This window comes from Cupriavidus nantongensis, assembly GCF_041726985.1.
Classification (GTDB): domain Bacteria; phylum Pseudomonadota; class Gammaproteobacteria; order Burkholderiales; family Burkholderiaceae; genus Cupriavidus; species Cupriavidus nantongensis_A.
This window is the reverse complement of record NZ_CP168303.1, coordinates 293,217-316,488: the sequence shown is the minus strand read 5'-3', so window position 1 is coordinate 316,488 and position 23,272 is coordinate 293,217. Positions and strand designations below refer to the sequence as shown.

The following is a 23,272-nucleotide window of genomic DNA, read 5'->3' as shown; positions in this document are numbered from 1 at the left end:
GCGCACCGTTCTGACGAAGGGCGCCCGAGCGCCCGCCATCGCCCCGCATCATGTTCCACGTCGTCCTGGTCGAACCGGAAATCCCGCCCAATACCGGCAATGTGATCCGCCTGTGTGCCAACACCGGCGCGCAGCTGCACCTGGTCAAACCCCTGGGATTTCCGCTGGAGGACGCACGCATGCGCCGCGCGGGGCTGGATTACCACGAGTACGCCACCATGCGCGTGCACGACAGCTGGGATGCGCTGATGGCCAGCGAACAACCGGACCCGACGCGCATGTTTGCCCTGACCACGCGCGGCTCCACGCCGTTCGGCCAGGTGGCGTTCCGGCCGGGCGACTGGTTCGTGTTCGGCTCCGAGACGCGCGGACTGTCGCCCGAGCGCCGCGAGTGGTTCCCGCCCGCGCAGCGCATCCGGCTGCCGATGCGGCCGGACAACCGCAGCCTGAACCTGTCCAATACGGTGGCCGTGGTGGTGTTCGAAGCCTGGCGGCAAAACGGCTTCGTGGGCGGCAGCTGAAGCTGCCGCGGCGGTTTACTCCGGCTGCACGCCGGCTACGCGGATTACCTTGTCCCAGCGCGCCTTCTCGCTCGCCATGGTCTGGCGCAGCGATGCCGGCGCGGTGCCGGCCGGCACGAAATACTGCGCACGCATCTTGTCGCGCACGTCAGCGCTGCCGATGATCGCCACCAGTTCGCGGTAAAGGCGGTCGATCACCGCCTGCGGCGTCCCCGCGGGCGCCAGCACCGCTTGCCACGAAATCGCCTCGAAACCGGGGTAGCCCGATTCCGCCACCGTAGGCACCGACGGCAGCACCGCGGTGCGCCCCGTGGTGGTCACGGCCAGCACGCGCAGCTTGCCGGCATTGACCTGCGGCATCGCGATCGCCGGCACCATGAAGGCCGCCTGCACCTGTCCGCCCACCATCGCCGTGGTGATCTGCGGAAAGCCGGGATACGGCACGTGCTGCAAGTCGACGCCCGCCGTCGCCTTCAGCTGCTCCATCGCCAGGTGCGAGGCGCTGCCGTTGCCGGGCGAACCATAGTTCAGCTCACCCGGCCGGGACCGCGCCAGCGCGACGAACTCGCGCAGGTTGTGTACCGGCAGCCTTGCATCGACCACCAGCACGTTGGGCGAGGTCGCCACCAGCGTGACCGGCGCCAGCTGGCGGAACGGGTCGTAATTGAGGTTGCGCGACAGCGTGGGCGCTGTCACCAGCGGACCGTTGATGGTGAACAGCAGCGTGTAGCCGTCCGGCGCGGCGCGCGCGACCATGCCGGTGCCGATGTTGCCGCCGGCGCCCGGGCGGTTTTCCACCACCACCGGCTGGCCCAGTGCGGCGGCCAGCTTTTCGGTCAGGATGCGCGCGATCAGGTCGGGCGACGAGCCCGGCGGGAACGGCACCACCATGCGCAGCGGCCGCGCCGGCCACGGTTGTGCGAAAGCGCTGTTGGAAGCGCCGGCAGCGCAGGCGGCAGCGAGCGCGATCAGCGCCTGGCGTCGTGTTGACATGCGATGCGTAGACTCAGAAACAGGTGGAAACGAGGACGCTCATTCGTCGCGCGCGTCGCGCTGCAGCAGCTGCGCCACCGCGTCGGCGGCGCTGAGCCCGTCGAACAGCACCGCGCAGACCGCGCGCGCGATAGGCATCTCGATGCCATGCGTGGCGGCCAGCTCGGCCACCGCCTGCGCGCAGCGCACGCCTTCGGCAACATGCCCCAGGCCGGCCAGGATCTGCTCCAGGCTCTGCCCCGCCGCCAGCTGCTGGCCCACCTTGCGGTTGCGCGACAGGTCGCCAGTGGCGGTCAGGATCAGGTCGCCGACGCCGGCCAGGCCCATGAAGGTCTCGACCCGGCCGCCCAGCGCCAGGCCCAGGCGCGTCATCTCGGCCAGCCCGCGCGTCACCAGCGCGGCGCGCGCGTTCAGCCCCAGGCCCAGCCCGTCGCTGGCGCCGGTGGCGATCGCCAGCACGTTCTTGACCGCCCCGCCGACTTCCACGCCGGTCAGGTCATCGCTGCCATAGATGCGCATGGCGTGATGGTGGAAGGCCGCCTGGGCGCGGTCCGCCAGCGAGGGCTCGGTGCCGGCCACGGTCAGCGCGCACGGCAGCCCCAGCGCCACCTCGCGGGCAAAGCTGGGTCCGGTCAGCACGCCGTAGGCAAAGCCTTCGGTGCGCCCTACGGCGTCGAGCTCGGCCCGCACCATCTGGTGCGGCAGCAGGTGGGTGCCGGCCTCGAAGCCCTTGCACAGCCACAGCATCGACACCGGCTTCGCGCCGCGCGCAGCCAGCCGGCGCGTCATCTCGCGCAGGCCCGCCACCGGCGTCGCCACCACCACGATGCCGTCCGCATCGTCGGCGGCATGCGCGACCGCCTGCTCGAAATCCGCCTGCACCGCAAGCCGTTCGGACAGTGTCACGCCGGGCAGGTAGGCAGCGTTCTCGCGCGTGGCCGCGAGCGCCGCGAGCTGCGCCGGGTCGCGTCCCCACAACACTACGTCATTGGTGGCCGCGGCATGGCTGGCGAGGGCGGTGCCCCACGCCCCGGCACCCAGGAAGGTCAGTTTCATGGCAGCTCGAACAGTGGTTGGCGCAAGCGCTCTGGCCGCTTGCGCCAACGATGGTAGCCCAAAGGCAAAACGGGGCCGCAGCCCCGTTTCAGCGGAAGGCGCAGGACGCCTGGATCAGTGGCGAGCCTGGCTGCCGTCGGGCATGACGATGCCGCTGTTGCCGCCTTCGGCACCACCCTGGGCTTCTTCCATGGCGGCCTGGAGGCGTTGCTCGTACAGCGCCTGGAAGTTGATTTCCGAAAGGTGGATGGCCTGGAAGCCGGCGCGCGTGATCACGTCCGCGATATTGCCGCGCAGGTACGGGTACAGGATGGTGGGGCAGGCAATGCCCAGCAGCGGATCCAGCTGCTCGACCGGCACATTGCGGATATCGAAGATACCGGCCTGATGCGCTTCAACCAGGAAGGCGACCTTGTCCTGCACCTTGGTCGTCACGGTGCCGGTCACCACCACTTCGAAGATGCCTTCCTGCAGCTGCGAAGCGCCGACGTTGACCTGCACTTCCACCGACGGGGCTTCCGATTCCAGGAAGATGGCCGGCGAATTGGGCTGCTCCAGCGACATGTCCTTCAGGTAGACGCGCTGGATGTTGAAGAAAGGTTGATCGTCCTGCTGGGTGTTTTGCTGGTCGCTCATGAAAGGCTTCCGGGAGGATGGGCTGGATGCGTGTCGGGGACGGCGGCGGCAGCGCCTGGGGGTGCAGGGCCGGCCGGTTCCCGGTTGGAAAACGCATATGGTACATGACGCGAGTGGCGAATTCACCCGCGCCGGAGGGGATGGCGGGACCAGCCCGGGCGAAATCAGACGATTCTGCGCAGGGGCCGTCCCGATGCGCTGGCTCAGGCGGCCAGCAGCGGCACCAGGCCGCCCTGGCGGTCGAGCGCCGAGAGGTCGTCGAAGCCGCCCACGTGGGTGTCGTCGATATAGATCTGGGGCACGGTGCGGCGGCCGGTGCGAGTCATCATTTCTTCACGCTTGCCCGGTTCGCGGTCGATCAGGATCTTCTCGATCGTTTCCACGCCGCGGGACTTGAGCAGGCGTTCAGCCATGACGCAATACGGGCACACCACGGTGCTGTACATGACGACGCGGGCCATGTGGAGTCTCCTTGAATGCAATGGGCGCGCCCGACCTGGCCGGGACACGCCGTGACGGTTACGACGGGTTGCCGCGTTTACTTCACCAGCGGCAGGCCCGCCTGCTGCCAGGCGGCAATGCCACCTTCGAGCGCGTAGATCTCACTGTACCCGGCTTCCTTCAGCGCTGCCTGGGCCTTGCCCGAGCGCTGGCCGGTCTGGCATACGACGATGATGGGGGCAGCCTTGTCCTTTGCAAGCCCGGCCGCTCGCGAGGCCAGGTCGGCCAGCGGCGCGCTCTTGGCCTGCGGCAGGTGCCCCTTGGCGTACTCCGCGGGCTCGCGGATGTCGACCACGACGGCGCCGCGCTTGTTGATCAGCTGGGTCGCGGTGGCCGTATTGACCGACTTGCCGCCCGCGCTGCGCGAGATCGCGGGCCAGGCCAGCAGGCCGCCCGACACCACGGCGAGGGCGATCAGGGCGAGGTTGTTGTAGTCGGCGAAGAAATTCACGTTGGCTTTCCGGTAGGTTGGGTCGGCGGCATTATAAAATACGCGGTTTGGCGTCCAGGCCCTGCCGCTGCACGGCCATCCGCCATTGTCGCCTGTCCGAGACATGGGATGTTTACCGAATCCCGTCATGGCCTGTTTTCACGGCCCCTCCAGGTGACGGCACGGACGCATGCAGGTTACTTACTCTCTGGAAGCAGCAGCATGTACAAGCTTGTCCTTATCCGCCACGGCGAATCCACGTGGAACCTCGAAAACCGCTTTACCGGCTGGGTCGATGTCGATCTGACCGAGACCGGCGCCGCCCAGGCGCGCCAGGCCGGCAAGCTGCTCAAGGAAGCCGGCATGGGCTTCGACGTGGCCTACACCTCGGTGCTCAAGCGCGCCATCCGCACGCTGTGGCACGTGCAGGATGAAATGGACCTGATGTGGATTCCGGTGCGCAACGAATGGCGCCTGAACGAGCGCCACTACGGCGCCCTGGCCGGCCTGAACAAGTCCGAGACCGCCGCCAAGTTCGGCGACGAACAAGTGCTGGTATGGCGCCGCAGCTACGACACGCCGCCGCCGGCGCTGGAGCCGACCGATCCGCGCGCCTCGTACGACGATCCGCGCTACGCCAATGTGCCGCGCAACGAAATCCCGCTGACCGAGTGCCTGAAGGACACCGTGGCCCGCGTGATGCCGCTGTGGAACGAATCCATCGCACCCGACATCCAATCCGGCAAGCGCGTGGTGATTGCCGCCCATGGCAACAGCATCCGCGCGCTGGTGAAATACCTGGACCAGATTTCGGATGACGACATCGTCGGACTCAATATTCCCAACGGCACCCCCCTCGTCTACGAGCTCGACGCCGACCTGCGCCCCCTGCGCCACTACTACCTGGGTGACCAGGACGCCATCGCGGCTTCGCTCGCGGCCGTGGCCAGCCAGGGCAAGGCACGCTGAGATCCGCCCGGGCGGCCGCGCGCAGATGTGCGTCCGCCCACCCTGAGCCGGGACGGGACAGGCCCATTTCTCCACTCGCACTTATACTGTCGGACAAACCGCCCGGCGCCGGGCGGCCGCAGCCGGCATAATCCCCATACCGTACACCCGTACTTCGCGTACAAGTTCAGGCAGCCCTCATGCGCAAGACGCTCAAGAACATCAGCCTAGTTTCTGTCGGCCTCGTCGCCGGCGTGCTCGCCACGCTGCAGATTTCGGCGACCGCGCAGAATTCATCGGGGCCCCTGCCGCTGGACCAGTTGCGGCTGATGGCCGATATCTTCGGGCAGATCAAGCGCGAGTACGTGGAGCCGGTCGATGACAAGAAGCTGCTGACCGAAGCCATCAAGGGCATGGTCGCCAGCCTCGACCCGCATTCGTCCTACCTCGACGAGAAGGATTTCAAGGAACTGCAGGAAGGCACGCGCGGACGCTTTGCCGGCCTGGGCATCGAGATCTCGCAGGAAGAAGGCCTGGTCAAGGTGATCAACCCGATCGAGGACACGCCCGCCTTCCGCGCCGGCATCCAGCCCGGCGACCTGATCACCCGTATCGACGACAAGCCCGTGCGCGGCCTGCCGCTGGAGCAGGCGGTCAAGCGCATGCGCGGCGAGCCCGGCACCAAGGTCACGCTGACGATCTACCGCAAAAGCGAGGAACGCACCTTCCCGGTCTCGATCACGCGCGCCGAAATCCGCGTGCAGTCGGTCAAGGCCAAGATGCTGGACAACAATATCGGCTGGATCCGCCTGACCAGCTTCCAGGAACGCACCATTTCCGACTTGTCGCGCAAGCTCACCGAGCTGGCGCAGAAGAACCCCAACATGAAGGGCCTGGTGCTGGACCTGCGCAACAACGGCGGCGGCGTGCTGCAGGGCGCGGTTGGCGTGGCCGCGGCGTTCCTGCCGGAAGACGCCACGGTGGTGTCGACCAACGGCCAGGTGCCCGACGCCAAGCGCGTGTACAAGGCAACGTACAACAACTACCGCCTGTCGTCGCTGGAAGATGATCCGCTCAAGGACCTGCCCGCGCTGTACAAGAAGATCCCCATGGTGGTGCTGACCAACGCCTACTCCGCCTCGGCCTCCGAAATCGTCGCCGGCGCGCTGCAGGATCACCACCGCGCCCAGATCATGGGCAAGACCACCTTTGGCAAGGGCTCGGTGCAGACCGTGCGCCCGCTCACCAATGACACCGGCATCAAGCTGACCATCGCGTACTACTACACGCCGAGCGGCAAGTCGATCCAGGCCAAGGGCATCCGCCCGGATATCCCGGTCGACCAGAACCCCGAAGGCGACCCGGACGACGCGCTGATCACGCGCGAGATCGACACCGAGCGCCACCTGCACAACAAGCAGGAATCGGAAGAGCCGGAAATGACCGAGCGCGAGCAGCGCCGCGTCGAGGAACTGCGCCGCCTGGAAGAAGAGAACGCCAAGAAGACCCCGGAAGAGCGCGAAAAAGAGCGCCGCAAGAAGCCGGTGGAATTCGGCTCGGCCGACGACTTCATGCTGCAGCAGGCTATCGCCCAGCTCAACGGCCAGCCGGTCAAGCGCTCCAAGTCCAAGCTGGAAACGAACCCGCCCGCCGACAACGGCAAGGCGGCGAAGCCTTCGGGCAAGAGCGGCGCCAGGGGCGCCAGCGTACCGGCCGCCAAGCCGGCGGCACCGGCCCCCGGCAAGCAGCCGCCGGCCAGCGCGCCGATCGGCGAGCCGCTGGGCACGCCGACCGGCAAGGCACCGTGACCTGAGGCCTTTACGTGAGGCTGCCGGCATGAGCGACGCGATCCACGCAGGCCCGCAGGACGACCCGTCCGACGGCCTCGACGACGAACAGCTGCTGCGCTATTCGCGCCACATCCTGCTCGACGAGCTGGGCATCGAAGGCCAGCGGCGCCTGCTGTCCGGCCATGCCGTGGTAATCGGCGCCGGCGGCCTCGGCGCGGCCGCCCTGCCCTTCCTGGCCTCGGCCGGCGTCGGCCGCATCACCGTGGTCGACAACGACGAGGTCGACCTGACCAACCTGCAGCGCCAGATCATCCACACCACCGCCAACGTGGGCCGGCCCAAGGTCGACTCCGCCCGCGAAGGCATGCTGCGCATCAACCCCGGCCTGGATATCGTCACGGTGCCGGCGCGCGTGGGCGATGCCGAACTGGACCAGCTGGTGGCGTCGGCCAGCGTGGTGCTGGACTGCTGCGACAACTTCTCCACGCGCCAGGCCGTCAACCGCGCCTGCGTGCGCCACAAGGTCCCGCTGGTCTCCGGCGCCGCGCTGCGCTTCGACGGCCAGATCAGCGTCTTCGACCGCCGCAAGCCCGACGCGCCCTGCTACGCCTGCCTGTTCCCGCCGGCCGAACCCGCGCCGGAAGTCGCCTGCGCCACCATGGGCGTGTTCGCGCCACTGGTCGGCATGGTCGGCACCGTGCAGGCAGCCGAGGCCCTCAAGCTGCTTGCCAACGTGGGCGACAGCCTCGCCGGCCGGCTGCTGATGGTCAATGCGCTGTCGATGGAATGGACCACCATGCGGCTGGCGCGCACGCCGGATTGTCCGGTGTGCGGCGGGCACTGAGCCGGGCGAGGTTGATCCACGCCCGAGCGGCCATGCCTGTCTTGCCGGCCAGCCGCACTGGCTTCCGGCCCTGATTTCTCTATTCCGCTTACCGCGCCGTGTGCGCCAGCAGCCAGTCCGTCACGGCATCGCGGTCGCCGCGGAAGACGATGCGCGCCTCGCGCTGGGCGCGCTGGTAGTCATACATGGGGTCGTAGTAGTCGCGCAGCAGCACCTCGATCCAGCCGCGGTGCAGCGCTACCTCGCCGCACTCGGCCTGGCGCGCCAGCGCCTGGTCCAGCAGCGCCGACAGCCTGCCGTAGCGGGCGCCGCCAAGCCGCGGCGCGATCGCGGCCATGGCTTCGCGCAGGCGTGTGGCGTAGGTGTCGAAGCCTTCCACGCTGCCCTTCGTGTCGATGAATTCGGCCGCCAGTCCCTGCACGTAGTCGCGCAGCACGCGTTCGACGCGGTGTTCGAACGGCGCTTCCAGCCATACCAGCGGACTGGCCTGCATGCGATGCGACAGGGCCTGCGGCACGTCGCGGCTGCCGATGAAGCGGCCTTCGTCTTCCACCACCAGCGCGCGCCAGCCGGCGTCGAGATGGCGCAGCACGTCGATGGCGAGCGCGTTTTCGAAGTCGATTTGCGGCGGCTGCGGCAGTGCGCGGCGGCCGAACGCGGAGCCGCGGTGGCGCGCGTGGCCTTCCAGGTCGATCGACGCGGGGACGTCGGCCAGCACGTCGGTCTTGCCGCTGCCGGTCAGCCCGCCCACCACGAACCATGGCTGCGTGGCCGCCGCGGTATCGATGGTCTCGATCAGGAAGCCGCGCATTGCCTTGTAGCCGCCGGTCACTCGCGGATAGTCGACGCCCGCCTCGCGCAGCCACTGCTGCACCAGCTGCGAGCGCAGGCCGCCGCGGAAGCAATACAGGTAGCCGTCCGGATGCGCACGCGCAAACTCCGCCCAGGCGGCGATGCGCGCCGCCTTGCGCTGGCCCGACACCAGCTGGTGGCCCAGTTCGATCGCCGCCTGCTGGCCCTTCTGCGCATAGCACAGGCCGACCTCGTGGCGCTCGGCATCGTCCATCAGCGGCAGGTTGACCGCGCCGGGGAAGGCCCCGCGCGCGAACTCCAGCGGCGCGCGCACGTCCAGCATGGCGACGCCACTGAGGAACAGTTTGCGGAAGTCGGCGGTATCTGGACGCATCAGCGGGCGCATCAGCGGATCTCTACGGCCAGCGCGGCGCGGGCCACCATCTCGCCGATCGGGGCGAGCGCCAGCCCCTGGCGCTGGCATTCGGCCAGGAACTCGGCTTCGCCCGCGGGCTCGACCGCGACCAGCAGGCCGCCGCTGGTCTGGGGATCGCACAGCAACGCGCGTTGCGCCTCGGTAAGCGGCGCGATGCGGTGGCCGTAGCTGTCGAAGTTGCGCTGGGTGCCGCCCGGTACGCAGCCCTGGCCGATGTAGTCGGCCACGTCATCCAGCACCGGCACCGCGGCATAGTCGATGCGTGCGGTCAGTCCGCTGCCGTCGGCCATTTCGACCAGGTGGCCGAGCAGGCCGAAGCCGGTGACGTCGGTCATCGCGCGCACGCCGGGCAAGCGCCCGAAGGCGCTGCCGGGCCGGTTCAGCACGCACATCCAGTCGCGCGCCAGATGGCGGTTATCGTCGCGCAGCAGCCCCTTCTTCTCGGCCGTGGTCAGCACGCCGATGCCGAGCGGCTTGGTCAGGTACAGCCGGCAGCCGGGCGTGGCGGTGTCGTTGCGCTTCATGTGCGCACGCTCGACCAGCCCCGTGACCGCCAGGCCGAAGATGGGTTCGGGCGCGTCGATCGAATGACCGCCCGCCAGCGGAATGCCGGCGTCGTCGCAGGCGCGGCGGCCGCCGGCCACCACTTCGCGCGCCACCTCGGGCGGCAGCACGTTGACCGGCCAGCCCAGGATGGCGATGGCCATCAGCGGGTCGCCGCCCATGGCGTAGATGTCGCTGATCGCATTGGTCGCGGCGATGCGCCCGAAGTCGAACGGATCGTCGACGATGGGCATGAAGAAGTCGGTGGTGGACACCACGCCGCGCTGGCCGTCGGCGCCGTCCAGCGCATACACCGCCGCGTCATCGCGCGAGGCATTGCCCACCCACAGCCGCGGATCCAGGTGCTGCGCGCCGCTGCCGGCCAGGATCACGTCGAGCACCTTCGGGGAAATCTTGCAGCCGCAGCCGGCACCGTGGCTGTACTGCGTCAGGCGGATGGGACCGGTCATGAGCGTGGGCTCCGCGCGGCGCGCCGGCGGGTCAGGAGCCTTGGCCCCGCCGGCAACGCCTGGATGAAGAAAGGAATTGGAATGAGAAGGGTTACTGCAAGCTGGCGAGCAACCAGGCGGCGCCGATCGGCGCCGCGCGCTGGGGCGTGCCGCCCGTCGGAGCGGCCACGCCGAAGACGGCGGCTTATTGCTCGCCCGGCTCCATCTGCGACTGCAGGTAGTTCTGCAGCCCGACCTTGTCGATCAGATCGAGCTGCGTTTCCAGGTATTCGATATGTTCCTCGGTATCGGTGAGGATATCGACCAGAATTTCGCGGCTGACGTAATCGCCGACCGACTCGCAGTAGGCAATGCCTTCCTTGACGGTGGTGTGCGCGGTCTGTTCCAGCTTCAGGTCGCACTTGAGCATCTCGGGCGTGTCTTCGCCGAGCAGCAGCTTGTGCAGGTCCTGCAGGTTGGGCAGGCCGTCCAGCATCAGGATGCGGTCGATCAGGCGGTCGGCGTGCTTCATCTCGCCGATCGATTCCTTGTACTCCACGTCGCCGAGCTTCTTCAGGCCCCAGTGGCGATACATGCGGGCGTGCAGGAAATACTGGTTGATCGCGGTCAGCTCGTTCTTGAGCTGGGCGTTCAGATGCTGGATGACCTTCTTGTCACCTTTCATTGGCGGCTCCTGTTGCATCGGGCCCGCGCAAAAAATACGAAACGGCGCCAATGGCGCCGTGCAGTCAGAAAAAAGGAATGCGCAAAAACGCGCCGTGAACTGAACTTTCAGTTCATGGGCGCGTTCAGGCCACCAGCGCCTTGCGCTGGTCGTTCGCGACTGCCGGGTCCCGAGTGTCCATTATGGTACATGGGCCCGAAGCGGAACAGGAAGAAATCTCCACAACCTGGATGCTGGCGAGGGTCGCTACCGTGACATTGCGTACCGCGGCCACGCCTTCCTGCAACACCTGCTGCGCGCACTCGCGGCAACGGCCGCAGCACGTGCCGACGCCGAGCGTTTCAGCCAGTTCGTCGAGGGTCTCGACGCCCAGGTGCGCGGCACCGTGAATCTCACGATCGGTGATCTGGTTGCAGATGCAGACGTACACAAGTCCCTCCGTTGCGGCGCGGGACACCGGCATGTCCCTGCGAATGAAACGTCAGAATATCAGAGATCAATAATGATAACAATTCCCATTAAGCCACATCCACGGAGGTCGGGAAGGCGTCACCGGACGTAAAAAGAAGGCGGCTGGTGCCGCACTTGTCCGCGTTGGAAAGTGCCGCGCCAGCCGCCTTTTTGCCCCGGATAACCCTGATCGCGTCAGGGTCGTGCGATTTGCCGCAGGACTGCGGCCTGTTCCTCGGGATCGTATGTCTGCAGCAGCTGGTCGACCAGCGGTTCCAGCCGTTCGCAGTTCGCGTGCAGGATTTCCTGCTTGACCCGCAGCAGTTGCGCCGGATGCATGGAGAATTCGCGCAGTCCCATGCCCAGCAACAGCCGCGTCATCGACGGATCGCCCGCCATCTCGCCGCATACCGCCACCGGCACGCCGGCGCGGTTGGCTTCGCGGATGGTGCGCGCCACCAGTTGCAGTACCGCCGGATGCAGCGGGTCGAACAGGTGCGCCACGGCGTTGTCGGCGCGGTCGATCGCCAGCGTGTACTGGATCAGGTCATTGGTGCCGATGGACAGGAAATCCATCTTGCGCAGGAACAGCGGCAGCAACAGCACCGCCGCGGGAATCTCGATCATGGCCCCGACCTTCATGCCGGGATCGTACGGTTCGCCGCGTTCGTCGAGCTGTCGCTTGGCCTTGGCGATCAGCGCCAGGGTCTGGTCGATTTCGCTGGCATGCGCCAGCATGGGCACCAGCAGCCGCACCGGGCCGAAGGCCGAGGCGCGCAGCAGCGCGCGCAGCTGGGTCAGGAACATGCCGGGCTCGGACAGCGACCAGCGGATCGCGCGCAGGCCCAACGCCGGATTCAGCGCGGTCTCGAAGTCATCGGCGCGGCCGTCGCCGCGGGCGTCGAGCGGCTTGTCGGCGCCGATATCGATGGTGCGGATGGTAACCGGCAGCCCGTGCATGGCGTCGACCGCGCCGCGGTACGCCTGGAACTGCTCGTCCTCGCCCGGCAGCTCGTCGCGCCGGTTCATGAACAGGAACTCGGAACGGAACAGGCCGACGCCGACCGCGCCGGCGGCCAGCGCGGCGCCGGCGTCCTCGGCCATCTCGATATTGGCCAGCAGCTCGATCTCGATCCCGTCGAGCGTCACCGCCGGCGTATGGCGCAGGCGCTGCAGGCGCTTCTTCTCGAGCACGCGCTCGCTTTGCCGGTGGCGGTATTCCTCGAGGATGATGGCGGTGGGATCGACGATCACCAGGCCGGCGTCGCCGTCGATGATGATCCAGTCATCCTGGCGGATCAGCTCGCTCGCGCTCTGCACGCCGACCGCGGCCGGGATGTCGAGGCTGCGCGCGACGATCGCGGTATGCGAGGTGCGCCCGCCCAGGTCGGTGACAAAGCCGTGGAACACGGTGTGGCGGAACTGCAGCATGTCGGCCGGGGCAATGTCGTGGGCCACCACGATCACGCCGGGCGCGGGCTCGCCGTCGGCGGCCAGCGCTGGCACCGGCGCCGGCACCAGCACCGGGGCGCCGGCCAGCGCCTTCAGGATGCGCTCCACCACCTGCTGGATGTCGGCCTTGCGCTCGCGCAGGTATTCGTCCTCGATCTCGTCGAACTGGCGCATCAGCTCTTCGAGGCGCGTGGTCAGGGCCCATTCGGCGTTGTAGCGCCGGCCCCGGATCAGCGCCTCGGGCTCGCGCGCTAGCGCCTCGTCGTCGAGGATCATCGCATGCACGTCGAGGAAAGCGCCCATCTCTTCGGGCGCGTCGCGCGGCAGGTCGCGCTTGAGCGCGGCCAGTTCGGCGCGCACCGCGGCGCGCGCGGCGCGCAGCCGTTCCACCTCGGCGTCGAGCTGCTCTTCATCGACCAGGTAGTGCGACACGTCCAGCGCCGCGGGCGCAAGCAGGTGCGCGCGCCCGATGGCGACGCCGCGCGAGACCGGGATGCCGTGCAAGGCGAAAGGCATGTACCGCTCCGTCAGGAACGTTTATCAATTCGGGTCAAGGCCGCCGGCCTCACTCCCCTTCACCAAAGCGGTTGGCGATCAGTGCCAGCAGCGCGTCCATCGCCTCTTGTTCGTCGGGACCCTCGGTCTCGATCGTGATGGTCGAGCCGATCCCGGCTGCCAGCATCATCACGCCCATGATGCTCTTGGCATCGACCTGGCGTCCGTTGCGGGACATCTTGACCTGGCTGACGAAGCTGCCGGCGAGCTGGGTCAGCTTGGCGGACGCGCGTGCGTGCAGTCCGAGTTTATTGATGATGGTGGTGTCCCTCTGCAGCATATTTGTCGGGATGATTGGCGGTTTGATTCTGGACGGTGGTGGTGCCGACCTGCAGCACGCCCTGCGAGCCGCCGGCCAGCGCCTTGGTGGCGAGCTGGTCCAGCTTTTCGGCCCGGTAGCAGATGGCACGGACCAGCATGGGAAGATTGACGCCGGCCAGCACGCGCACGCGGCCCGGCTCGGCCAGGCGCGCGGCGATATTGGCGGGGGTGGCGCCGAAGATGTCGGTCAGGACCAGCGCGCCGTTGTCTTCGCAGATGGCATCCAGGCGGCGCCTGGCCTCGGCCAGCACGGCGGCGGGATCGGCATCGGGAAGGACGTCGATGGCTTCCAGCCGCTGCGGCTGGCCACAGTAGACGTGGGCGGCGCAATCGCGCAGGGCTGACGCCAGCGGGGTGTGCGCGATGATCAGGATGCCTGCCATGATGGTGAATCCGTTGGATTGCCCCGATTGTAGCAGGCGCCCCCCGCGCTCCCGCTGCCGGTCGGGGCCGGTGGCGCCTAGCTGCCGGCAGCGCTGACGGCGTGTTCCAGCGCGTCGATGAACATCGCCGCGACATGGAAGCCGGTCTGCTGGGTGATTTCCTGGAAACAGGTCGGGCTCGTCACATTGACTTCGGTCAGGTAGTCGCCGATGACGTCCAGGCCCACCAGCAGCAGGCCCTGCTCCCACAGCCCCGGCGCCAGCGCCTCGGCGATCTCGCGGTCGCGCCGGCTCAGCTCCTGGGCGCGGCCGGTGCCGCCCGCGGCGAGGTTGCCGCGCACTTCGCCGGCCATCGGCACGCGCGCCAGCGAATATGGCACGGGCACGCCGCCGATCAGCAGCACGCGCTTGTCGCCGTCCTTGATCGCCGGGATATAGCGCTGCACCATCAGCGAGCGGGCGCCGTCCTGGCCCAGCGTCTCGACGATCGCGGCCAGGTTCATGCCGTCCGCGCCGACCCGAAACACGCCCATGCCGCCCATGCCGTCGAGCGGCTTGACGATGATGTCGCGATGCTCGGCGTGGAAATCGCGGATACGCGCCAGGTCGCGCGTGACCAGCGTCGGCGTGATGAATTCCGGGTACTGCGCAATCGCCAGCTTCTCGGAATGGTCTCGGATCGCCCGCGGCTTGTTGAATACGCGCGCCCCCTGCGCCTCGGCCAGCTCCAGCAGCCAGGTGCTGGTCACGTATTCCATGTCGAAGGGCGGGTCCTTGCGCATCAGCACCGCGTCAAAGGCCGACAGCGGCTCGAGCGCGCTGTTGCCCTCGCGGTACCAGGCGCCGTGTTCGCCGCCATCGTCGCCGGTCAGGTGCAGGCGCGTGGCCACGGTCTCGACCGTGCGCCCCGAGAGCGCCAGCTGCGGCTGCAGGCACCAGTACAGCTCATGGCCGCGCGCGGCGGCCTCGGCCATCATGGCGTAGGTGGAGTCCTTGTAGGTCTTGAAGGTCTCCAGCGGATCGGTGATGAAGAGGATGCGCATGGCGGCGTTCAGATGATCGGGTTGGGGTCGGTCTTCTCGAGCTCCAGCGACGCCGCCAGCAAGGCCAGCCGCGCCACCACGCCATACATGTAGAAGCGGTTCGGCACCGCCGCGCCGGGCTTGGCGTGGCTGTCCGGGATGCCGTTGGGTGCAAAGGCCAGCGGCACGAAATGCATGCCCGGCGCATTCAGGTTCTCGTCGTTGCCGCGGCCGGTGTGCACGCGGTAGAAGCCGCCCACCACATAGCGGTCGATCATGTACACCACCGGCTCGGCCACCGCCTCGTTGACCTTCTCGAAGGTGTGCACGCCCTCCTGGATGATGACGTCGCTGACCTCCAGGCCCTCCTTGACCACGCTCATCTTGTTGCGCTCTTTCCGGTTCAGGCCCTTGATCTCGGACGGATCGCGCACGGTCATGATGCCCATGCCATAGGTGCCAGCATCGGCCTTGACCACCACGTACGGCGTTTCCTTGATGCCGTACTCGCGGTACTTCTTGGCGATCTTCTTCAGCACGCCTTCGACCGCGTCGGCCAGTTCCTCCTCGCCCACGCGCTCGTGGAAATTCACGCCGGTGGTACGGGCGAAGTACGGGTTGACCATCCACGGGTCGATGTCGATCAGCTTGGCGAACTTCTTCGCCACCTCGTCATAGGCGGAAAAGTGGCTGCTCTTGCGGCGCGTGGACCAGCCGGCGTGCAGCGGCGGCAGCAGGTACTGCTCGTTGATGTTTTCCAGGATCGGCGGAATGCCGGCCGACAGGTCGTTGTTGAGCAGGATCGAACACGGGTCGAAGTCCTTCAACCCCAGCCGGCGGCCCTTGGTGCCCAGGCGCGCCAGCGGCTCGACCACCAGGGTCTGGCCATCGGGCAGCTCGATCGGGGTCGGTTCGGTGATTTCCTCGGAAAGCGAGCCCAGGCGCACGTTCAGCCCGGCCTGGCGCATGATCAGCGACAGCCGCGCCACGTTCTGCAGGTAGAACATATTGCGGGTGTGGCGCTCCGGGATCAGCAGCAGGTTCTTGGCATCCGGGCAGATCTTCTCGATCGCCGCCATCGCCGCCTGCACCGCCAGCGGCAGCATCTCGGGGGCCAGGTTGTTGAAGCCGCCCGGGAACAGATTGGTATCAACCGGCGCCAGCTTGAAGCCGGCGTTGCGCAGGTCCACCGAGCAATAGAACGGGGGCGTATGCTCCTGCCATTCCAGCCTGAACCAGCGCTCGATGGACGGCGTCGCGTCCAGGATCTTCTTTTCCAGTTCGAGCAGCGGACCGTTCAGCGCGGTGATGAGATGCGGGACCATATCCATCCTATAGATCGTCTTAATCGTTCGCCCCGATTGTAGAGGAACGGCCAACCAGGCGCTGGCACACCCTTTATAAGGATATGCAGCGCCTGGCATAAGGGATAACGATATGGGGATGGGTGGCGCGAAATAAAGAGGCCGCGCCGGCGCCGGCGGCCTAGGCAAAAAAAAGCGCGGCGATGCCGCGCTTTTAAATGGCCTGACAGATACGGGGAGCGTTCTGCAGGTGGAGGAAACTGCCTCAATGGCAATGTATGTGCGCCGCACATTAAAGACAATTGAAGCTTTTTAAGATCGGAGTTAAGCACTTTGCGAAAAGCCCGCGCGCGGCGCGCGGGATTGTCTGCTTGCCCGCGCCGGCATTGGGTTCGCGGGTTTCGCTGGCGATCCGAGCAGGGGTCGCGATGGTCGTGTCCGCGGCACCACGCGTGATGGCCGCAGGCTTAATGTCTGCAACCCCGCTCAACGCGACAAAGAAAAAAGCCCGGCACGCGGCCGGGCAAAACTCCTGAGAGCAGATTCCCAATCAGCTCTCCAGCACAACCCCTTTGCGCTCAGCCTTCGTAGGCGGTCTCGCCATGCGAGGTGATATCCAGGCCTTCGCGCTCTTCGTCTTCCGGCACGCGCAGTCCGATCAGCATGTCCACCAGCTTGTAGGCGACGAAGGCCACCACGCCGGACCACACCACGGTGGTCAGCACGCCCTCGAACTGCACCCACAGCTGGCCGGCGATCGAGTAGTCATCGGCCACCTTGTTGGCGACGTAGTCGTAGATGCCGGTGCCGCCCAGGCTGGGCGCGGCGAACACGCCGGTCAGCAGCGCGCCGACGATGCCGCCCACGCCGTGCACGCCGAACACGTCGAGCGAGTCGTCCATGCCCAGCATGCGCTTCAGTCCGGTCACGCCCCACAGGCACAGCAGGCCGGCCACCAGGCCCATCACGATCGAGCCCATCGGGCCGACGAAGCCCGCGGCCGGGGTGATCGCCACCAGGCCGGCGACCGCGCCCGAAGCGCCGCCCAGCATCGACGGCTTGCCCTTGCCGATCCACTCGCCGAAGGTCCACGCCAGCACCGCGGCGCAGGTCGCCAGCAGCGTGTTGACGAAGGCCAGCGCGGCCGAGCCGTTGGCTTCCAGCGCGGAACCGGCGTTGAAGCCGAACCAGCCGAACCACAGCAGCGAGGCACCCACCATGGTGAAGGTCAGGCTGTGCGGACGGATCGCCTCGCGGCCGAAGCCGATGCGCTTGCCGAACATGAAGGCACCCACCAGCCCGGCCACGGCGGCATTGATGTGGACCACGGTGCCGCCGGCAAAGTCCAGCGCGCCCTTCTGGAACAGCCAGCCGGCCTTGGCCGTTGCGGCGGAGCCGGCGGCGGCGTCGGTGTAGGCGTCGGGGCCCGGCCAGAACCACACCATGTGGGCGATCGGCAGGTAGGCGAAGGTGAACCACAGCACCACGAACACCAGCACCGCCGAGAAGCGCGCGCGCTCGGCGAAGGCGCCGATGATCAGGCCGCAGGTGATGCAGGCGAAGGCGCACTGGAAGGCAAAGTAGCCCAGTTCCGGCAGCACCACGCCCTTGCTGAAGGTGGCGGCCACGGCGTCGACCGTCAGTCCCTTCATGAACAGCCGGTCGGTGCCGCCGAAGAAGGCATTGCCCTCGGTGAAGGCAAAGCTGTAGCCGTAGATGGCCCACAGCAGCGCCACCAGCGAGAAAATCACCAGGCACTGCATCAGCACCGACAGCATGTTCTTGGAGCGCACCAGCCCGCCATAGAACAGCGCCAGGCCTGGCAGCGTCATCAGGATCACGAACGCGGTCGAAACCAGCAGCCAGGCGGTGTCGCCCTTGTTGGGCACGGGCGCGGCCGGCGCTGCGGCGGCTTCAGCCGGTGCGGCCGCGGCTGGCGCTGCTGCAGGGGCGGCAGCGGGAGCCGCCGCAGCCGCGGCAGCAGCCGGCGCGGAAGTGGCGGCGGCCGAAGCCTCGGCGGCCGGCTTGTCCTGCGCCGCGGCCGGGGTCGACATGCCCACGCCGGCCGTGCCGACGGCCAGCGCCATCGCGCCCGCCGCCAGGAATCGCTTGATCCAGGTTTTCATGGAATTCACCTTTGTCTCTATGCTGTCTTGGGTCACAGGGCATCGCCGCCGGTCTCGCCGGTGCGGATGCGGATGACCTGCTCGATCGGGGCCACGAAGATCTTGCCGTCGCCGATCTTGCCGGTGCGGGCCGATTTCTCGACCGCCTCGATGGCACGCTCGACCACGTCGTCGGGCACCGCCACCTCGATCTTCACCTTGGGCAGGAAGTCGACGATGTATTCGGCGCCGCGGTACAGCTCGGTATGGCCCTTCTGGCGGCCGAAGCCTTTCACTTCGGTCACGGTGATGCCGGACACGCCCACGTCCGACAGCGCTTCGCGCACCTCGTCGAGCTTGAACGGCTTGATGACTGCGATGATGAGTTTCATCAGGATTCTCCTGGGAGCGGACCGGCATCAGTCCGCCCGGGCTGCGTCAGAGTTAGAAAGTCTTGGTGATCGAGGCCCAGGCCGCGGCCTTGCCCAGGTAGCGGCCGCGGTTGGCGCTGGTGTAGGCCACTTCCTTGGCGTTGGTGTCGACATAGGCGACCGCCAGCGCAAAGCCCTTGCCCAGGTCCTTGGTCAGGCCGATCTTCCAGTCGGTGTACGAGGCATCGCTGTTGTGCTTCACGCCCTGGTAGCCGACGTGCGCGTTCAGCGTCAGGTCCCAGAAGTTCAGCGGTACGTTGGCGCTCAGGTCGACGTAGTAGCTGTTCTTGCTGTCGGCCCAGCCAAACAAGTTGGTGACCGAGTGCGAGTACTTCAGGAACACCGGCCCCCAGCCAACCCCGGCATACAGCTCGGTGGTGTACGGGCGCGGGTTGTTGTAGCCGCCCGGGTAGTAGTACTCGAGCACGCCCAGGTCATAGGCGAACTCGGTGCCGGCCACCTTGAAGGTGTTCTTGAAGCCGCCGTAGAAGTCCATCTCGACCGGCGCCGACACCGCCGGGTTGGCGTCTTCCAGCCAGCTGATGCTGGAGTTCCAGTTGCCCAGGTAGAAGCCGCTTTCATGCGCGTAGTCGAAACCGCCCTGGATCGCCGGGCGCAGGTTGGTCTGGCTGATGCCGCGATAGCGGTAGTCCGTGACCAGCGACACGTTGGCCGTGAAGGTATGCGGCGAGGCCGGCTCGGCAGCCGGGGCCGCGGCGTCGGTGCTCTGCGCCAGGGCGCCGCCGGCGGCACTGGCCAGGACCACCGCGCTGACTGCAAGGGCCAACTTCTTCATGGGGTTTTTCTCCTTTTCCTGATGGCTCGGATTTCGTTTAGTTGGATTCCGGTAAAGCTTTGAGGCAGCTCGCCCTCACTACTGCAACTGCCGTGCCACCCCACGGAAAGCGGTGATCGACGCGCGCCGGCCAGCATCGCGGGCGGGCTTGAATCCGCCCCGCGGCGACGCCAGATCGGGTTAAAAGGTGTGAACGGCGCGGCGCCGGTGCTTTCGCCGGCGTGCCGCTGGGGCGATAATCGAGGTCTGACGGTGGCTGGGTACGGCCCGCGTGCAGGAGGGCCGCCCGCATTCAGGGCGCCCAATTCCTGTGCGAAAGCGCGCCATACGCCAGATGCCCAACCGGATTGGCACCAGTCAGGTGCGCAAAGGAGAAACCATGAAACCGACCGACCTCTTCAACGACCTGCAGAACAAGGTCAGCGAGGCGCTGCGCAATTCGCCGGCAAGGGACATCGAGAAAAACGTGCGCAGCATGATGACCCAGGGCTTTGCCCGGCTGGACCTGGTCACGCGCGAGGAATTCGACGTCCAGTCGCAGGTGCTGGCGCGCACCCGCGCCCGCCTGGAGGAACTGGAAAGCCGAGTGGCCGAGCTGGAGCGCCGCGCCGGCATCCCGCCCGGCGCCGGCTCGGTGGACTCGACCGGGGGCGCGTGAGCACGCCGGTCCCGCCGCCATCCCCCAGCCTCCCTGAAGGCCGCCATTCCTGGCGGCCTTTTTCGTTAACAGTTTCGTGCGGTTCGATGCCATGAGCCTTGCCGTCCTACGCAGCCGGGCCCTGACCGGCATCGCCGCGCCGCCGGTGCGGGTCGAGACCCACCTGGCCAACGGCCTGCCGGCCTTCACCATCGTCGGCCTGGCCGACACCGGCGTGCGCGAAAGCCGCGAACGCGTGCGCGCCGCCATCCTCAACAGCGGCTACGAGTTTCCCAACCGCCGCATCACCGTCAACCTGGCGCCGGCCGACCTGCCCAAGGAATCCGGCCGCTTCGACCTGGCCATTGCGCTGGGCATCCTCGCCGCCAGCGGCCAGATCCCTGCCGACGCGCTGGACGCGCATGAATTTGCCGCCGAGCTGTCGCTGTCCGGCGAACTGCGTCCGGTGCGCGGCGCGCTGGCCATGGCGATGGGGCTGGCGCGCGACAATGCCGCCCGCGCCGGCGCGGGCGAGACGCCGCGCGCGTTCCTGGTCGCCGCGGGCAACGGCGCCGAAGCTGCGCTGATCGAAGACCTGGCCGTGCATGCGGCCGCCACGCTGCGCCAGGCCTGCGACCACCTCGGTCCCGTGACCGAGGCGCGGCTGCCCCGCGCCATGCCGGCCTTGCTGCCCGCATCCGCCGAGCGCGGCCCCGACATGCGCGACGTGCGCGGCCAGGCGCAGGCGCGCCGCGCGATGGAAGTGGCCGCGGCCGGACAACACTCGGTATTGCTGGTGGGCCCGCCTGGCACCGGCAAGTCGATGCTGGCGCAGCGCCTGCCCGGCCTGCTGCCGCCGATGTCGCTGCAGCAGGCGCTGGAAGCCGCCGCGGTGATGAGCCTGACGCCGGGCGGCTTCCGCGCCGAGGCCTGGGGCGTGCGCCCGTGCCGCGCGCCGCACCACACCGCGTCAGGCCCGGCCATGGTCGGCGGCGGCGGCAATCCGCGTCCGGGCGAGATCTCGCTCGCGCACCACGGCGTGCTGTTCCTGGACGAGTTGCCCGAATTCGACCGCCGCGTGCTCGAAGTCCTGCGCGAGCCGCTGGAATCAGGCCGCATCACCATCGCCCGCGCCAACGGCCACGCCGACTTCCCCGCCTGCTTCCAGTTCGTGGCGGCAATGAACCCCTGCCCGTGCGGCTACCTCGGGCACCCCGACCGGCCGTGCCGCTGCACGCCAGACCAGGTGCGGCGCTACCAGTCGCGGATCTCGGGGCCCATGCTCGACCGCATCGACCTGCAGGTCGAGGTGCCCGCGCAGGACCAGGGCGAAATGCTTGACGGTCCGCCCGGCGAAGCCAGCGCTGTGGTGCGCGCGCGCGTGCTGGCCGCGCGCGAACGGCAGCTGGCCCGTCAGGGCAAGCCCAACAATGAGCTGGGCGGGCGCGAGATCGAGCAGCACTGCGCCATGGACCCGCAGGCTCAGGCCTTGCTGCGCGGCGCGATGACGCGGCTGGCCTGGTCGGCGCGCTCGTACTTCCGCGTACTGAAGGTGGCGCGCACCATTGCCGACCTGGCCGGGGCCGACGTGCTGAACGCCGCGCATGTGGGCGAGGCGATCCAGTACCGGCGCGCGCTGCGCATGGCCGGCTAGGGCGATCCGCGCCTCAAGCTTCTTCCGACCACTGCACGCCTTCGCGCGCCATGAACGCCGACGATGCCGCCGGGCCCCAGGTGCCGGCGGTATAGGGCCGCGGCCCCTCGTCCTGCGCGCGCCATGCCTCCAGGATCGGGTCGACCCAGGTCCATGCGGCTTGCAGCTCGTCGCGCCGCACGAACAGCGCCAGCCGGCCGCGAATCACGTCGAGCAGCAGGCGCTCGTAGGCCTCGGCGCGACGCGTGGTGAAGGCCGAGTCGAGGTTCAGCGCCAGGCTCAGCGGCTTGAGCTTCATGCCCTCGCCCGGCTGCTTCACCATCAGCGTCAGCCGCACCGCTTCTTCCGGTTGCAGCCGGATCACCATGCGGTTGGGCTGCAGCGTGCTGCCCGGGTCGAAGATGGAATGCGGCACCTCGGCAAAGTGGATCACCACCTCGGTCACGCGCTCCTGCATGCGCTTGCCGGTGCGCAGGTAGAACGGCACCTGGTTCCAGCGCCAAGTGCCCAGCTCGGCCCGCATCGCGACAAAGGTTTCAGTGCGGCTGTCGGGCGGAATGCCCTCTTCCTGCAGGTAGCCGCGCACCAGCTCGCCGCCGATGGCGCCGGCGGTGTACTGGCCGCGCACGGTGTTGCGGCGCACGTCCTCGGGCGACATCGGCCGCAGCGAGCGCAGCACCTTGAGCTTTTCATCGCGCACCGCATCGGAGTTGAGCGATGCCGGCGGTTCCATCGCCAGGATGCTTACCAGCTGCAGCAGGTGGTTCTGCACCATGTCGCGCATGGCGCCGGCCTCGTCGTAGAAGCCGCCGCGCGTGCCGACGCCCACGGTCTCGGCCACCGTGATCTGCACGCTGCGCACGAACGGCGTGCGCCACAGCGGTTCGAAGATCGAATTGCCGAAGCGCAGCGCCATCAGGTTCTGCACCGTCTCCTTGCCGAGGTAGTGGTCGATGCGGTAGGTGCGGTCCTCGCTGAAATAGCGGCTCACCACCTCGCCGATGTCGATCGCCGAGGCCAGGTCCACCCCCAGCGGTTTTTCCAGCACCAGCCGGGTGTCGTCGGCAATCAGGCCATGGCTGGCGAGGTTGTCGCAGGTCGTGGCGAACAGCCCCGGCGGCATCGCCATGTAGTAGATGCGCAGCGCGTCGTTGCGCAGCTGCGCCGCCAGCGCGGGATAGTCGCCCGCCTGCGAGGCGTCGACGTGCACGAAGTCCAGCCGCTGCAGGAAGCCTTGCCATTTGCCCGGCTCGAGATAGCGCGCATCGACAAACGGTTGTGCGCTCTCGTCGGCAAATTTGACAAAGGCCTCGCGGTCCCAGCGGTGCCGGCCCACGCCGATGATGCGGGTGCCGTCGGGCAGGTTGCCGTCGCGGTGGCACATGTAGAGCGAGGGCAGCAGCTTGCGCGCCGACAGGTCGCCGGCGCCGCCGAAGATGACCAGGTCGAGCGGCCGGGTGTCGGCAGTGCCGAAGGCAGAGACGGTGCGGGTGGTTTGCATGACGGACTCCTTGCGTGCCGTGGGGCATGGGGTGTAA

General features: G+C 67.8%; 24 protein-coding genes. 6 read left to right on the top strand and 18 right to left on the bottom strand.

Going from position 1 to position 23,272, the window contains the following annotated elements; genetic code table 11:
- Positions 1 to 50 precede the first annotated feature (50 nt).
- The gene (gene trmL, locus ACEI37_RS12505) at positions 51 to 521 is read left to right on the top strand and encodes a tRNA (uridine(34)/cytosine(34)/5-carboxymethylaminomethyluridine(34)-2'-O)-methyltransferase TrmL (RefSeq protein ID WP_373379148.1); all 471 of its coding nucleotides are present in this window, start codon (positions 51 to 53) and stop codon (positions 519 to 521) included.
- 15 nt (positions 522 to 536) lie between these two features.
- On the opposite strand, the gene ACEI37_RS12500 is transcribed toward trmL, so the two are convergent.
- From ACEI37_RS12500 to ACEI37_RS12480, 5 genes are all read right to left on the bottom strand, one after another.
- Positions 537 to 1,514 (bottom strand): Bug family tripartite tricarboxylate transporter substrate binding protein, encoded by a 978-nt coding sequence (locus tag ACEI37_RS12500; RefSeq protein ID WP_373379147.1) that lies wholly within the window; start codon positions 1,512 to 1,514, stop codon positions 537 to 539.
- Positions 1,515 to 1,553: 39 nt separating this feature from the next.
- A complete protein-coding gene (locus ACEI37_RS12495; protein WP_111518147.1) occupies positions 1,554 to 2,570 on the bottom strand; it encodes an NAD(P)H-dependent glycerol-3-phosphate dehydrogenase in 1,017 nt (338 codons plus the stop codon).
- 114 nt (positions 2,571 to 2,684) lie between these two features.
- Positions 2,685 to 3,206, bottom strand: coding sequence for a protein-export chaperone SecB (gene secB, locus ACEI37_RS12490; RefSeq protein WP_062796574.1), 522 nt, complete (start codon positions 3,204 to 3,206; stop codon positions 2,685 to 2,687).
- A 203-nt stretch (positions 3,207 to 3,409) separates the two neighbouring features.
- Positions 3,410 to 3,667 carry a glutaredoxin 3 gene (grxC, locus tag ACEI37_RS12485; RefSeq protein ID WP_115705686.1) on the bottom strand — a complete coding sequence of 86 codons (258 nt, stop codon included), beginning with the start codon at positions 3,665 to 3,667 and terminating at the stop codon, positions 3,410 to 3,412.
- A 77-nt stretch (positions 3,668 to 3,744) separates the two neighbouring features.
- The gene (locus ACEI37_RS12480) at positions 3,745 to 4,158 is read right to left on the bottom strand and encodes a rhodanese-like domain-containing protein (protein ID WP_012351614.1); all 414 of its coding nucleotides are present in this window, start codon (positions 4,156 to 4,158) and stop codon (positions 3,745 to 3,747) included.
- 201 nt (positions 4,159 to 4,359) lie between these two features.
- Between ACEI37_RS12480 and gpmA the strand changes: the two genes are divergently transcribed.
- The 3 genes from gpmA (at position 4,360) to ACEI37_RS12465 (ending at position 7,719) form a co-directional block, all read left to right on the top strand.
- Complete coding sequence (gene gpmA, locus ACEI37_RS12475) at positions 4,360 to 5,106, top strand: 2,3-diphosphoglycerate-dependent phosphoglycerate mutase (RefSeq protein WP_092307459.1); 747 nt, start codon at positions 4,360 to 4,362, stop codon at positions 5,104 to 5,106.
- 179 nt (positions 5,107 to 5,285) lie between these two features.
- Entirely contained in the window at positions 5,286 to 6,893 is a 1,608-nt protein-coding gene (locus ACEI37_RS12470; RefSeq protein ID WP_373379146.1) for a S41 family peptidase, read from the top strand.
- A gap of 28 nt (positions 6,894 to 6,921) precedes the next feature.
- Positions 6,922 to 7,719 carry a ThiF family adenylyltransferase gene (locus tag ACEI37_RS12465; protein ID WP_373379145.1) on the top strand — a complete coding sequence of 266 codons (798 nt, stop codon included), beginning with the start codon at positions 6,922 to 6,924 and terminating at the stop codon, positions 7,717 to 7,719.
- An 88-nt stretch (positions 7,720 to 7,807) separates the two neighbouring features.
- On the opposite strand, the gene mnmH is transcribed toward ACEI37_RS12465, so the two are convergent.
- The 12 genes from mnmH to ACEI37_RS12405 form a co-directional block, all read right to left on the bottom strand.
- The gene (gene mnmH / locus ACEI37_RS12460) at positions 7,808 to 8,905 is read right to left on the bottom strand and encodes a tRNA 2-selenouridine(34) synthase MnmH (RefSeq protein ID WP_373379144.1); all 1,098 of its coding nucleotides are present in this window, start codon (positions 8,903 to 8,905) and stop codon (positions 7,808 to 7,810) included.
- Positions 8,906 to 8,916: 11 nt separating this feature from the next.
- Positions 8,917 to 9,960 carry a selenide, water dikinase SelD gene (gene selD / locus ACEI37_RS12455; protein ID WP_373379143.1) on the bottom strand — a complete coding sequence of 348 codons (1,044 nt, stop codon included), beginning with the start codon at positions 9,958 to 9,960 and terminating at the stop codon, positions 8,917 to 8,919.
- Positions 9,961 to 10,144: 184 nt separating this feature from the next.
- Positions 10,145 to 10,624, bottom strand: a complete 480-nt coding sequence (gene bfr, locus ACEI37_RS12450; protein ID WP_012351604.1) for a bacterioferritin — start codon at positions 10,622 to 10,624, stop codon at positions 10,145 to 10,147.
- Positions 10,625 to 10,748: 124 nt separating this feature from the next.
- Positions 10,749 to 11,054 carry a bacterioferritin-associated ferredoxin gene (locus tag ACEI37_RS12445; protein WP_026164535.1) on the bottom strand — a complete coding sequence of 102 codons (306 nt, stop codon included), beginning with the start codon at positions 11,052 to 11,054 and terminating at the stop codon, positions 10,749 to 10,751.
- 215 nt (positions 11,055 to 11,269) lie between these two features.
- Positions 11,270 to 13,042, bottom strand: a complete 1,773-nt coding sequence (ptsP, locus tag ACEI37_RS12440; RefSeq protein WP_373379142.1) for a phosphoenolpyruvate--protein phosphotransferase — start codon at positions 13,040 to 13,042, stop codon at positions 11,270 to 11,272.
- 49 nt (positions 13,043 to 13,091) lie between these two features.
- The gene (locus ACEI37_RS12435; RefSeq protein ID WP_018008656.1) at positions 13,092 to 13,361 is read right to left on the bottom strand and encodes an HPr family phosphocarrier protein; all 270 of its coding nucleotides are present in this window, start codon (positions 13,359 to 13,361) and stop codon (positions 13,092 to 13,094) included.
- A complete protein-coding gene (locus tag ACEI37_RS12430) occupies positions 13,330 to 13,785 on the bottom strand; it encodes a PTS sugar transporter subunit IIA (RefSeq protein WP_062796549.1) in 456 nt (151 codons plus the stop codon). Before ACEI37_RS12430 ends, ACEI37_RS12435 begins: the two co-directional genes overlap by 32 nt.
- Before the next feature lie 77 nt (positions 13,786 to 13,862).
- Entirely contained in the window at positions 13,863 to 14,828 is a 966-nt protein-coding gene (gshB, locus tag ACEI37_RS12425) for a glutathione synthase (protein ID WP_373379141.1), read from the bottom strand.
- A gap of 8 nt (positions 14,829 to 14,836) precedes the next feature.
- Positions 14,837 to 16,132, bottom strand: coding sequence for a glutamate--cysteine ligase (gshA, locus tag ACEI37_RS12420; protein ID WP_062802025.1), 1,296 nt, complete (start codon positions 16,130 to 16,132; stop codon positions 14,837 to 14,839).
- 557 nt (positions 16,133 to 16,689) lie between these two features.
- Complete coding sequence (amt, locus tag ACEI37_RS12415) at positions 16,690 to 18,237, bottom strand: ammonium transporter (RefSeq protein WP_373379140.1); 1,548 nt, start codon at positions 18,235 to 18,237, stop codon at positions 16,690 to 16,692.
- Positions 18,238 to 18,269: 32 nt separating this feature from the next.
- Positions 18,270 to 18,608, bottom strand: a complete 339-nt coding sequence (locus ACEI37_RS12410; protein ID WP_010814843.1) for a P-II family nitrogen regulator — start codon at positions 18,606 to 18,608, stop codon at positions 18,270 to 18,272.
- Between the two features lie 52 nt (positions 18,609 to 18,660).
- Entirely contained in the window at positions 18,661 to 19,443 is a 783-nt protein-coding gene (locus ACEI37_RS12405; RefSeq protein WP_373379139.1) for a TorF family putative porin, read from the bottom strand.
- Positions 19,444 to 19,822: 379 nt separating this feature from the next.
- Between ACEI37_RS12405 and ACEI37_RS12400 the strand changes: the two genes are divergently transcribed.
- Together ACEI37_RS12400 and ACEI37_RS12395 are read left to right on the top strand one after the other, a co-directional pair.
- Entirely contained in the window at positions 19,823 to 20,101 is a 279-nt protein-coding gene (locus ACEI37_RS12400) for an accessory factor UbiK family protein (RefSeq protein WP_012351595.1), read from the top strand.
- Positions 20,102 to 20,192: 91 nt separating this feature from the next.
- Positions 20,193 to 21,734 (top strand): YifB family Mg chelatase-like AAA ATPase, encoded by a 1,542-nt coding sequence (locus ACEI37_RS12395; RefSeq protein ID WP_373379138.1) that lies wholly within the window; start codon positions 20,193 to 20,195, stop codon positions 21,732 to 21,734.
- Between the two features lie 13 nt (positions 21,735 to 21,747).
- Here the strand turns inward: ACEI37_RS12395 and zwf are convergent, their stop codons facing one another.
- Complete coding sequence (gene zwf, locus ACEI37_RS12390; protein WP_373379137.1) at positions 21,748 to 23,235, bottom strand: glucose-6-phosphate dehydrogenase; 1,488 nt, start codon at positions 23,233 to 23,235, stop codon at positions 21,748 to 21,750.
- Between the last annotated feature and the right edge of the window lie 37 nt (positions 23,236 to 23,272).

Excerpts from the sequence above, each read along its gene's own strand:
- trmL (WP_373379148.1), top strand. The coding sequence starts at position 51 with ATGTTCCACGTCGTCCTGGTCGAACCGGAAATCCCGCCCAATACCGGC.
- ACEI37_RS12500 (WP_373379147.1), bottom strand. The coding sequence starts at position 1,514 with ATGTCAACACGACGCCAGGCGCTGATCGCGCTCGCTGCCGCCTGCGCT.
- ACEI37_RS12495 (WP_111518147.1), bottom strand. The coding sequence starts at position 2,570 with ATGAAACTGACCTTCCTGGGTGCCGGGGCGTGGGGCACCGCCCTCGCC.
- secB (WP_062796574.1), bottom strand. The coding sequence starts at position 3,206 with ATGAGCGACCAGCAAAACACCCAGCAGGACGATCAACCTTTCTTCAAC.
- grxC (WP_115705686.1), bottom strand. The coding sequence starts at position 3,667 with ATGGCCCGCGTCGTCATGTACAGCACCGTGGTGTGCCCGTATTGCGTC.
- gpmA (WP_092307459.1), top strand. The coding sequence starts at position 4,360 with ATGTACAAGCTTGTCCTTATCCGCCACGGCGAATCCACGTGGAACCTC.
- ACEI37_RS12470 (WP_373379146.1), top strand. The coding sequence starts at position 5,286 with ATGCGCAAGACGCTCAAGAACATCAGCCTAGTTTCTGTCGGCCTCGTC.
- ACEI37_RS12465 (WP_373379145.1), top strand. The coding sequence starts at position 6,922 with ATGAGCGACGCGATCCACGCAGGCCCGCAGGACGACCCGTCCGACGGC.
- mnmH (WP_373379144.1), bottom strand. The coding sequence starts at position 8,905 with ATGCGTCCAGATACCGCCGACTTCCGCAAACTGTTCCTCAGTGGCGTC.
- selD (WP_373379143.1), bottom strand. The coding sequence starts at position 9,960 with ATGACCGGTCCCATCCGCCTGACGCAGTACAGCCACGGTGCCGGCTGC.
- bfr (WP_012351604.1), bottom strand. The coding sequence starts at position 10,624 with ATGAAAGGTGACAAGAAGGTCATCCAGCATCTGAACGCCCAGCTCAAG.
- ptsP (WP_373379142.1), bottom strand. The coding sequence starts at position 13,042 with ATGCCTTTCGCCTTGCACGGCATCCCGGTCTCGCGCGGCGTCGCCATC.
- ACEI37_RS12435 (WP_018008656.1), bottom strand. The coding sequence starts at position 13,361 with ATGCTGCAGAGGGACACCACCATCATCAATAAACTCGGACTGCACGCA.
- ACEI37_RS12430 (WP_062796549.1), bottom strand. The coding sequence starts at position 13,785 with ATGGCAGGCATCCTGATCATCGCGCACACCCCGCTGGCGTCAGCCCTG.
- gshB (WP_373379141.1), bottom strand. The coding sequence starts at position 14,828 with ATGCGCATCCTCTTCATCACCGATCCGCTGGAGACCTTCAAGACCTAC.
- gshA (WP_062802025.1), bottom strand. The coding sequence starts at position 16,132 with ATGGTCCCGCATCTCATCACCGCGCTGAACGGTCCGCTGCTCGAACTG.
- amt (WP_373379140.1), bottom strand. The coding sequence starts at position 18,237 with ATGAAAACCTGGATCAAGCGATTCCTGGCGGCGGGCGCGATGGCGCTG.
- ACEI37_RS12410 (WP_010814843.1), bottom strand. The coding sequence starts at position 18,608 with ATGAAACTCATCATCGCAGTCATCAAGCCGTTCAAGCTCGACGAGGTG.
- ACEI37_RS12405 (WP_373379139.1), bottom strand. The coding sequence starts at position 19,443 with ATGAAGAAGTTGGCCCTTGCAGTCAGCGCGGTGGTCCTGGCCAGTGCC.
- ACEI37_RS12400 (WP_012351595.1), top strand. The coding sequence starts at position 19,823 with ATGAAACCGACCGACCTCTTCAACGACCTGCAGAACAAGGTCAGCGAG.
- ACEI37_RS12395 (WP_373379138.1), top strand. The coding sequence starts at position 20,193 with ATGAGCCTTGCCGTCCTACGCAGCCGGGCCCTGACCGGCATCGCCGCG.
- zwf (WP_373379137.1), bottom strand. The coding sequence starts at position 23,235 with ATGCAAACCACCCGCACCGTCTCTGCCTTCGGCACTGCCGACACCCGG.